The sequence below is a fragment of the Candidatus Yanofskybacteria bacterium genome (assembly GCA_003514055.1).
Taxonomy (GTDB): Bacteria; Patescibacteriota; Minisyncoccia; order 2-02-FULL-40-12; family GWA2-44-9; genus UBA12115.
Map to the genome: position 1 here is coordinate 1 of DOSG01000002.1, position 10,150 is coordinate 10,150.

Genomic DNA, 10,150 nt, shown 5'->3' on the forward strand with positions numbered 1-10,150 from the left:
GTACTCAGCGGTGGTGGATCAAATCTACCAGGCTTCGCCTCTCTAGTTAAGGCCGCCCTAAGATTGCCCGTAAAGATTGCTCGACCCATAAGTATGGACGGAGTAGACTTGATGGGTGCGGATCCATCTTATTCTGTGGCAACCGGCTTAATAGCCTGGGGTTTTGATAAGGAATTTGGAAACTCAAGACAAAAGGGTGGACGCTTCTCTGGAGCTAGTAGAAATTCTGCAGGAGCAGTTAGCAGGGTGACCGATTGGTTGAAGAACTTCTTGCCTTAGTCGTGTTTATAAACAGCTTTATCCACAGGGATGTGAGCCTTGCTTGCACCCCTTTTCTTTTTGTGATAAGACGCATATACAAAGCTAAATTGTGAGGATAAAATTCTAAACTCTAAACAATATTATGCCACAGGTTAAACCACCATTTGAAACATTTGCTAGGATCAAGGTTGTTGGAGTTGGCGGATCAGGCAACAACGCTTTAGGTAGAATGATCGAGGCCAGAATCCATGGCGTTGAGTTTATAGCTATTAATACTGATGCTCAGGCTCTGCACATCTCTAATGCTCCTGTAAAAATACATATCGGTAAAAGCCTGACCAAGGGTCTTGGTGCCGGTATGAATCCAGAGATAGGCCGCCAAGCTGCAGAGGATACCAAGGAAGAGATAATGGCAGCACTCAAGGGCGCGGATATGGTTTTTATAACTTGTGGTCTCGGTGGTGGTACCGGCTCCGGTGCTGCGCCAGTGGTTGCCGATATTGCAAAAGATGTCGGTGCCTTGACAGTCGCTGTTGTCACTAAGCCATTTATGTTTGAGGGCGCTCAGAGATCTAGGATAGCGGAGGACTCATGGCATATTCTTCGAGATAAAGTCGATGCTTTAATAAGTATACCTAACGACAGGCTTCTTTCAGTTATTGATCGCAAGACTCCGTTGTTGGAATCTTTTGCTATCGTTGACGATGTGTTAAGACAGGGCGTCCAAGGCATCTCAGATTTAATTACTGTACCGGGAATTATTAATGTCGACTTCGCCGATGTTAAGGCGATTATGGCTAATTCTGGCTCGGCCCTGATGGGTATCGGGAGAGCTAGTGGCGAAGATAGAGCTATCGAAGCGGCTAAGATGGCGATAAACTCTCCGTTGCTGGAGGTCTCTATCGATGGAGCAAAGGGAGTACTATTTAATGTATCTGGCGGTCCTGATATGGCCATGGCTGAAATAAATGAAGCGGCCAGAATAATAACCGAGCATATTGATCCGGATGCAAAAGTTATCTTCGGGGCGGTGCTTGATGACAAAATAAAAAAGGGCGAATTAAAAATTACGGTTGTCGCCACTGGCTTCGCGAATGGTGGAGTATCTCCGAGGCCGGCGAGCAGTTTTAATTCTGGGCCAAATCTTTTTGATAATATTTCCAAGAATGGGGGAATGAGTCATGGACATGTCCAACAGGTTGCTCAACCTCAGCAACAGGTACAACCAAGCCAGACAATAAAAGAGATTGTGGACCCAACGGTGAATGAAGAGGAATTCGATATTCCTGCTTTTATTAGGCGAAAAATGAATAAATAGGTGATTTCTGTCATTTAATCAGGCTCGCCCGCATGGCGAGCCTGATTTTGTTTTTATATGACTTGGCTCAGTTTTTGTTTTGATAGCATGACCGCTCTGATCTGTTATTGACCGCTGGTCAAATAGAGTTTGGATTTATGCCACTTATCAACAATCTCCATGCTTGAAAATGAGTAGTAAACTGTTTAAATGGAAGTATTAAAATTTAGAGTTTAAAGCAGTAAAAAGTCGATGTCTAAAATCATTAGTCCCGCGAACCGGGGCTAATTGTTTCAGGCCTTGGTCGCGTAACATGAATAATGATCAAAATCGTCAAGAAAATTTAATCGAATCTGAGGAAACTAATGCCAATGATTCTCGTGGATTACGTTGGGAAAGAATTTTTGGATCAGGCGATCCTTACGGAGAAATTGTTTGGGAAAAAAGAGTTGCCAAGATAGCCAAGGGAGATGGAGGTGTTGTCTTTGAGCAAAAAGATGTTGAAGTTCCAAATTTCTGGACACAGACGGCTACAGATATCGTGGCCTCAAAATATTTTAGAGGTCGCATGGATTCGCCAGATCGAGAGAAGAGCGCCAGGCAAATGATAGATAGAGTTGCCCGAACAATCGGCAATTGGGGATTAAAAGATAACTATTTTGCTTCACCAGCCGACGCCGAAAATTTCACCCAAGACCTTACGTGGCTTCTCATAAATCAATACTTCGCTTTTAACAGCCCAGTTTGGTTTAATGTTGGGGTTCACGAAAAGCCTCAGTGTTCAGCCTGCTTCATTCTATCGGTAGACGATAATATGCAATCAATCTTGGATTGGTATCGTGATGAGGGATGGATTTTCAAATATGGTTCTGGTTCGGGAACAAATCTCTCCAAGCTGAGGTCATCGAAAGAGGCCCTGTCTCGCGGCGGATATTCGTCTGGTCCGGTTTCCTTTATGAAGGGTGCTGATGGTGTTGCTAACTCGATTCGTTCGGGTGGCACAACACGTCGAGCAGCTAAGATGGTCATTCTAAACGTTGATCATCCGGATATAAAAAACTTTATTTATTGTAAAAAAATCATAGAAGACATGACCAAGGCTCTGGCCATGAGCGGGATAAAAGATTCGATCACTGCCGATATATTTGATCCGTATACCTTGTTGCCATATCAAAACGCTAATAATGCAGTTAGAGTTAACGATGAGTTCATGAGAGCCGTTGAAGCCGATGGATATTGGGATTTACGAGCTGTCACCACAGGGAAATCGCTAGAGACATTGAAGGCAAGAGAGGTTTTGGATTGGATGGCTGATGCCACTTGGCACTCGGCCGATCCAGGTATTCAATATGATACGACAATCAACGAATGGCATACCTGCCCTAATTCGGGAAGAATAAATGCTTCAAATCCATGTAGCGAATATATGCATATCGACAACAGTGCATGTAATTTGGCATCCCTGAATTTAATGAAGTTTTTACGTGAAGGCGGTAAGTTTGATGTTGATGGCTTTAGAAGAGCTGTGGATACAATTATATTGGCCCAGGAGATTCTGGTTGGCAACTCTTCATATCCTACGCCCAAGATCGCAGAAAATGCTATAAATTTCAGGCAGTTAGGGCTTGGATATGCAAATTTAGGAGCTTTGTTGATGGTTTTGGGATTGCCGTATGACTCTGACAAGGGCAGAGCATTGTCGGCGCACATAACGTCGGTGATGTGCGGGGAGGCCTATAGAATGTCGGCTTTAATGGCTGACACTGCTGGGCCATTTAATGGTTACGAAGTTAATAAGGAGCCAATGCTCTCAGTTATAAAGAAACATCTAAGTGCCGCCAATGATCTTTACGAAGAATCTCAGAGGGTAGGCATACAAGATAATTATTTAGAGATAACATCGCGAATGGTTTGGCACGAAGCTTTGGAATTGGGTAAGAAATATGGATTTAGGAATTCCCAGGCATCAGTGCTAGCCCCAACTGGGACGATCTCTTTCTTGATGGATTGTGATACTACCGGCATTGAGCCAGAGCTAGCTCTTATAAAGTATAAAAAGTTAGTTGGCGGCGGAGTTTTGAAATTGGTTAATAATCAAGTACCTCTTGCCTTGCGAAGGTTGGGTTACGAGAACGATCAGATTGAGGCGATATCAAAATATATGATTGAGAAAGAAACGATTGAGGGTGCACCCTGGATAAGAGATGAGCATCTGCCAGTATTCGATTGCTCTTTTAAAGCTACTAATGGAACCAGGAGTGTCAGCTATATGGGCCATATACGCATGATGGCCGCTGCGCAGCCGTTTATATCTGGCGCCATATCTAAAACTGTAAATTTACCGAATGATGCAACCCGAGAAGATATCAAGAATGTCTTTATCGAGGGTTGGAGGCTGGGACTGAAAGCCATTGCCATATATAGAGATGGCTCAAAGTCTGTTCAGCCATTAAATACTAAGAAGGATGACGAGGTATCGGGGGATGATGGGAAATTAGTCGAGAAGATAAATGGATACACCAGAATAAAATTGCCAGACGAGAGGCCATCGATAACTCATAAATTCTCGGTGGGCGGATATGAGGGCTATCTAACAGTTGGGCTTTATCCAGACACTAAAAAACCTGGCGAGACATTCCTTGTCGCCGCGAAAGAGGGGAGTACCATATCGGGGCTGTTGAATACCATAGCTACTTTGATATCTATGTGCTTGCAATCGGGCATGCCGCTTAAGACGTTAGTAAAAAAGTTTAAAGATATGCGATTCGATCCGTCTGGTTTTACTAATAATCAAGATGTGCCCATGGCCAAGTCTATCACCGATTACGTGTTTAGATATCTTGGAATGAAATTCTTAACTCCAGAAGAGAAGATGGAGATATTTGGCCCGGAGCATGCGGTTATTAATGGATCTGGTGTGGGAGCTAAGTCAGAAGCGGACTCGTTGCTTGTGGAATTGATATCTTCGGCCGCGGCAAAGGCGATCAATCAAGAGACTGCTACGACAGCAAACCCTGGGATTGCCGGTCCGATCGTACATAATGCGGACGCACCTCCCTGTGGAGGCTGTGGTACGCTAATGGTTAAGGCTGGGTCATGCTATAGTTGCCCTAATTGTTTTGCCACTACTGGAGTCTGTAACTAAATTTAAAGAGCCCCCTTCGGGGGCTCTTTAAATATCAACCAAATATTGGTAAATTTCTATTAATGAATCTCCATAAGTCTCAAGTATTTTTTATCCTTCTGTGCTCTTTCATTGTCGGAGTTTTCGGTTCATCTATTGTAGGCGTGCCATATGCAGTGATTCCGACATTGTTGTTAGTAGCAGTTGCCATAATCTCTATATCTATTTATCGAAAAACTTTCGACGATAGCCCCAGGGGTGCATTTAGAAGAAAACTTGGGGCTGTAATTGGTTTTACGATTATGTCGTTTGCTTTAGGTCTTTGGTACTTTAATCAATATAGCCTCGGCCATTCTTATCTGAAAGAGGTAGCTGATAAAAATATTACAGTTACTTTGAGAGGTTACGTAGACTCAGAGATAGATGTCAATGAGAAGTCTTCGAAGTTCGTTCTGAGGGTCAAGCAGATTATATTTCCTAATTACGGAATTTATGCCGATGAAAGAATATTAATTACTTTGCCCAAATATCCCGAATATGCTTACGGAGATATACTAAAATTATCGGCCATCGTCCAACTTCCTAAGAATTTTGATACGTTTGATTACGTAACTTATCTGAGGAAGGATGGCATTTCGACGATAACTTCTTATCCGAAGATAGAAAAAGATGATAAGCTGAAATTAAATTTTGTTGACAGAGCTAAGGTGGCAACCTATAGCATCCTCTTTAATATAAAGGGGAAGTTTGAAGATTCCGTAAATAGATCAATCTCAGAGCCTAACGCCGCATTCATAAATGGAATTGTATTGGGCTCGCGACAGAATATTCCACAAGATCTAAAAGATGATTTTGCTAGGACTAGCACTTCTCATATTTTAGCTATATCTGGATACAATATAGCCATAGTATCGGAGATGCTTTTGAGTATCTTTATCTTATTTATGGTTAGGCGTAAGGCCTTCTGGCTGTCAGTTTTGGGAATAATTCTGTTTACAATCCTGACCGGCGCATCGTCGTCTGTCGTTAGGGCGTCATTGATGGGATTGTTACTTCTTTTTGCCAATGGCTACGGTCGACTCTATGATAATAAAATCTCAATTGCTCTAGCAGCTACTGCCATGATTTTAATAAATCCCTTCGTGCTCGTCTTCGATATCGGCTTCCAGCTTTCCTTCTTGGCCGTAATCGGAATTATTTATTTTTACCCAACGCTGGATAGCTTAACAAAAAAATGGCCTGCCATGGGGAGCCTCAAGGAAACCGCTATGATGACATTGTCGGCTCAAATTTTTGTCCTGCCGTTACTTATTTATTATTTCAAGAGTCTTTCAATAGTGTCGTTGCTAGTTAATATTTTAATCTTACCTTTTGTGCCGGTGGCCATGCTGCTGGGATTTATCGCCGGTATCGCCGGCATGATCTTACCCATTCTCGGCAAGGTTATTGGCCTATTCGCCTGGGCCATAACTACTTACCAGATTAAAGTAGTTGAATTCTTCGGCTCACTACCGTTCGCCGCTATTAGCGTTTCGATGTCTTGGTGGGCAGTAATTTTAGTTCATGCATTCATAATTATCTCTGCAATCTATCTTTATAAAAAATATGTGATTGACCGCGCGGATTTTTAGTGGTATTGTCACGGAAGTTTTTTAGACGCAATTCTTTACGAGAAGGGACCGATATGGTGAACGAGGAGGTCAAGATTGATGCCTGGGGGCAAAAATATGACGACTCTATCTCGTATGCCCCTTCTCACTCTTGTCCCACGTGTGGAATAAAATTCTACGGAGATAATTTCGCCATATATATCGTTGGCTTCTCCCCAATTGCCCCGACGCCAAAAAGAGATTTGGGGATGGTTATCATGGAATGCCCTAAATGCTTTGCCAAGTTTTGGTTTCATTTCTATCCCATAGATAAGGAGCGCATCGAAAGAAAGAGCGGCAGAAAAATTGAAACCGTCTAAATGACGGCTTTTTGTTTCTCTTGGTATCTGTAATAATATTTACATATGGTTGTGGATTATAAAAAAGTTGGGTTTATTCATCTAACTATTTTTGCTTGTTTACTAGTGTTCGCCATCGCAACCACTAGCTTGGCAAGAGTCAATGATGGCTTTTTGAAAATATATTTCTTGGATGTGGGGCAGGGCGACGCTGGATTCATTGTCACTCCAGCCGGCCGACAAATATTAATTGATGGCGGGCCGAGTGACGCGGTGCTATCCAAGATATCTAGCCGCATGCCTTTCTATGACAAAGATATCGACGTGTTAATCGCTAGCCACAAGCATAGCGATCACATAGCAGGACTAATGAGCGTTTTGGATAGATACGACGTGAACAATATTGTTGATACGAAAATCGGATATTCCAGCTCAGAGGTTTCAAAGTGGAACCAATTAAAGCTGGCCGAGGGCGCTAATGAGATTGAAGCTAAGGCTGGGGGATATATGGATTTAGGCGAAGGCATTACAATTACCTTTTTACATCCCGAGGATACTCTTGAAGGAAAGACGTCGAAGAACCCAAATGATGATTCAATTGTGACTATGCTTCAGTACGAAAACTTTAGAGTTTTATTTGTTGGTGACGCTGGTGCCAAAGTTGAGAATGCTATGATGTCTAGCGATATTGATCTCTCGGCTGATGTTCTGAAAGTTGGTCATCACGGTTCAGCAACCTCAACCTCCACAAAATTCCTAAGCGCTGTCTCGCCTGAAGTAGCTACGATCGAAGTAGGAGCTAAAAACACATTCGGCCATCCTTCGCCAATCGTCATATCGAGACTTGAAAATAATGGAATAAAGTATTATCGTACTGATGCCGATGGAGACATTGAGGTCGTCTCCGACGGTAATTTTTTTAAAGTTAATAAATCAAAATGAAAAACACAAAAGAGAAAACGCTAGTCATATTGAAGCCCGATGCTTTGCAGAGGGGATTAGTTGGCGAGATTATAGCTCGCTTCGAAGACAAAGGTATTAAGATTTCAGGCATGAAGATGATGAAGCTAAGCGATGTCCTTCTGGATAAGCATTATGCCCAACATAAGGGCAAACCGTTTTTGCCAAGATTGAAGGAGGGCATGAAGAGATTGCCGGTAGTGATGATTGTCTTCGAGGGCCTAGAGGTGACCAGAGTCGTAAGAGCCATGTGCGGTCCAACTGATGGCAAGAATGCGCCTTCTGGCACCATAAGGGGCGACTATAGTATGTCGATCGCTAATACCATAGTTCATTCATCCGAGGACGTGGCCGCGGCAAAAAGAGAGATTGGAATATTCTTTACCAAGAAGGAGCTGTTTGATTATAATAAGCCAGATTTTGGCTATTATTATGCTGAAGACGAATTAGCCTAAAGCTATCCACTTCCGCTAATTAAAAGAGGGGCTATAATGTAGGTAGGCCCCTCTTTTGTTTGCAAAAGCTCAGGACAAGTAATTTTTTCAGGGACCCTCATATCTTATAATTCTGGCGAGTCTTATTTTTTCTAGATTCCGATGGATTATATTGCGGGGACCCACCAGTAAAAAAGCTGAGCTTGGCGAATATGAAGAGAGGCTCAACAAGAATTCCGCTCATGGCGGATTTTTTGTTTTTTTAGTAAAATTTGGTTATGGAAAATACGATGTCTAAAATAGCAGTCATTGGAGCTGGGTCGGTCGGAGCAACTACGGCCTATACTTTAGTGATGAAAAACCTAGCTGCTGAAGTTATCCTTGTCGATATTAACGAAGCTAAAGAAGAGGGCGAGGTTATGGATATCAATGANNCAAAATCGACTCGAATTGGTTAATAAGAACAAAGAGATTATTCGATCTATCTTCGGTCAGCTCAAACCGTTGAACCCATCAGCAGTGATCGTAATTGTTAGCAACCCGGTCGACATAATGGCTTACTATGCTCAAGAATTATCTGGCTTACCCAGGACGCAAGTCTTCGGTACGGGTACAAGTTTAGATACTGCTCGTCTTAGGACCGAAATTGGCCTTGCCCTAGATGTTAATCCGCAAAGTGTTAGTGGCTTTGTTTTGGGTGAGCATGGCGAAAGCGAATTTGTGGCCTGGAGTACGGTTAATGTCGGCGGTGTGCCTATTAGGGAGAAGCTATCTCAAGATAGGATAGATGAAATAGCTCAAAAAGTTAAAGACGACGCTAAAAATATTATCGATCGCAAGGGCGCGACATTCTATGGTATTGCTGCGGTTGTTTCTGATGTGGTTGAATCCATACTTCTGGATCAGGATAAGGTCTTGCCGATTTCAACTAGACTGGAGAATCATAGTGGCATCAGCGGAGTGTGCCTAGGTATGCCAGCCGTGATCGGTAGACAGGGGATTAAAGAGATTTGGAATTTAGAGCTAGTTGGATCAGAGAAAGAGAAGCTCAGGCAGTCGGCCGAAGCCATAAGGCAATATATTCTATAGTAATAACATAAAACCACCGATCGGTGGTTTTATGTTATTACTATCTTGTGTCGGGCACTACGCACTGCTGCGCTCAGTCGCTGCCTCTTGCTCTCATGTGCGGCGAATTAAAACAGGGTTGAAAAACCCTGTTTTAATTTCCGATGTCGGGCACCACGCCTGCTGGCTTTGGCATTCCCTCGCTCTTGCTCGGTTACTGCCGCATCCCGCCTACGCTTCGCTTGTCGGGCTGCCGGGATTCGAACCCGGAATAAATCCACCCCATGGACTCGTGCTACCGTTACACTACAGCCCGGGCTCTACTTGAAAGTTCTTAATCCTAATCGAAGAGATTCAAACACTTCGTCTTCGCTATTCGCTACGAAATCTTCTGGCGTAAATTGTAGGCTAGCCATTTTCTGTTCTAGGATCTCGTTTGTGATTCCTAGGTCGTTGTCGTATTGGTCGGCCAGCTCTGCTCTGTTATTCGATCTGGCAAATTTAGAGAATGTGGCCAGCTGTAATTGAATCTGCTCAAGTACGATCATCTGGGCTCTATGATTTACCATTTTTATAACAGCTTCTTTGTGCCTGTCATTCAATCTCATTCTAAGATCTCTGGGATTTTTTTCGTCGCGAGCTCCTTTGAAGGCCCCAGATATAATTATTTTCAACAAGCTCAATTCCCTTAATGTCCTATTGTCTATTCCAACTATAACCCTTGGGATATCTCTTAGCTCGCCTCTGATCTTCAGGCTAGCCTGTTTCTTTTTGTTGGGGTCTGGGTCGAAATATTTGATCTTTGATAGCTTGCCTTCGAGGATGTCTTTCTTAATTTTATCTAATTTAGTAGTCATCTGATCGGGACTTGAAGTTACGTCTACGGTCATGGCTAAAAACTTGAATCCGCCTTCTTTCAAGAATTGAACGACTAAGTCAACTCCATTGGCTATATCATCATACCTCGAGACGGCTACGGCGTCGGCATCTACGCCAAACCACCTGGCATATTTGATTTGCCAGAATATCATAGCTTCGAGAAGCTCACCCCTCCTTCT

Annotated in this window: 10 protein-coding genes and 1 tRNA gene; 9 read left to right on the forward strand and 2 right to left on the reverse strand. The window is 43.1% G+C overall.

Annotation, left to right across the window (positions count from 1 at the left end):
- From DEG18_00575 to DEG18_00615, 9 genes are all read left to right on the forward strand, one after another.
- Window positions 1-279 (forward strand): hypothetical protein (locus DEG18_00575; protein HBX58093.1); only part of this gene is annotated, 279 nt, incomplete at its 5' end.
- Between the two features lie 124 nt (window positions 280-403).
- The gene (locus DEG18_00580; protein HBX58094.1) at window positions 404-1,579 is read left to right on the forward strand and encodes a cell division protein FtsZ; all 1,176 of its coding nucleotides are present in this window, start codon (window positions 404-406) and stop codon (window positions 1,577-1,579) included.
- Between the two features lie 292 nt (window positions 1,580-1,871).
- Window positions 1,872-4,703: a vitamin B12-dependent ribonucleotide reductase gene (locus DEG18_00585; protein HBX58095.1), complete on the forward strand. Its 2,832-nt coding sequence runs from the start codon at window positions 1,872-1,874 to the stop codon at window positions 4,701-4,703.
- A 62-nt stretch (window positions 4,704-4,765) separates the two neighbouring features.
- A complete protein-coding gene (locus DEG18_00590) occupies window positions 4,766-6,313 on the forward strand; it encodes a hypothetical protein (GenBank protein HBX58096.1) in 1,548 nt (515 codons plus the stop codon).
- A gap of 53 nt (window positions 6,314-6,366) precedes the next feature.
- Window positions 6,367-6,651: a hypothetical protein gene (locus DEG18_00595; protein HBX58097.1), complete on the forward strand. Its 285-nt coding sequence runs from the start codon at window positions 6,367-6,369 to the stop codon at window positions 6,649-6,651.
- Window positions 6,652-6,696: 45 nt separating this feature from the next.
- Entirely contained in the window at window positions 6,697-7,572 is an 876-nt protein-coding gene (locus DEG18_00600; protein ID HBX58098.1) for an MBL fold metallo-hydrolase, read from the forward strand.
- Window positions 7,569-8,045 (forward strand): nucleoside-diphosphate kinase, encoded by a 477-nt coding sequence (locus DEG18_00605; protein ID HBX58099.1) that lies wholly within the window; start codon window positions 7,569-7,571, stop codon window positions 8,043-8,045. The genes DEG18_00600 and DEG18_00605 overlap by 4 nt, the downstream gene beginning before the upstream one ends.
- 257 nt (window positions 8,046-8,302) lie before the next feature.
- Window positions 8,303-8,482 carry a hypothetical protein gene (locus DEG18_00610; GenBank protein ID HBX58100.1) on the forward strand — a complete coding sequence of 60 codons (180 nt, stop codon included), beginning with the start codon at window positions 8,303-8,305 and terminating at the stop codon, window positions 8,480-8,482.
- The gene (locus DEG18_00615) at window positions 8,454-9,113 is read left to right on the forward strand and encodes an L-lactate dehydrogenase (GenBank protein HBX58101.1); all 660 of its coding nucleotides are present in this window, start codon (window positions 8,454-8,456) and stop codon (window positions 9,111-9,113) included. The genes DEG18_00610 and DEG18_00615 overlap by 29 nt, the downstream gene beginning before the upstream one ends.
- 221 nt (window positions 9,114-9,334) lie before the next feature.
- Here DEG18_00615 and DEG18_00620 read toward each other — a convergent pair.
- Window positions 9,335-9,408 (reverse strand) — tRNA-Pro (locus tag DEG18_00620).
- A 4-nt stretch (window positions 9,409-9,412) separates the two neighbouring features.
- Window positions 9,413-10,150 (reverse strand): hypothetical protein (locus DEG18_00625; GenBank protein ID HBX58102.1); only part of this gene is annotated, 738 nt, incomplete at its 5' end.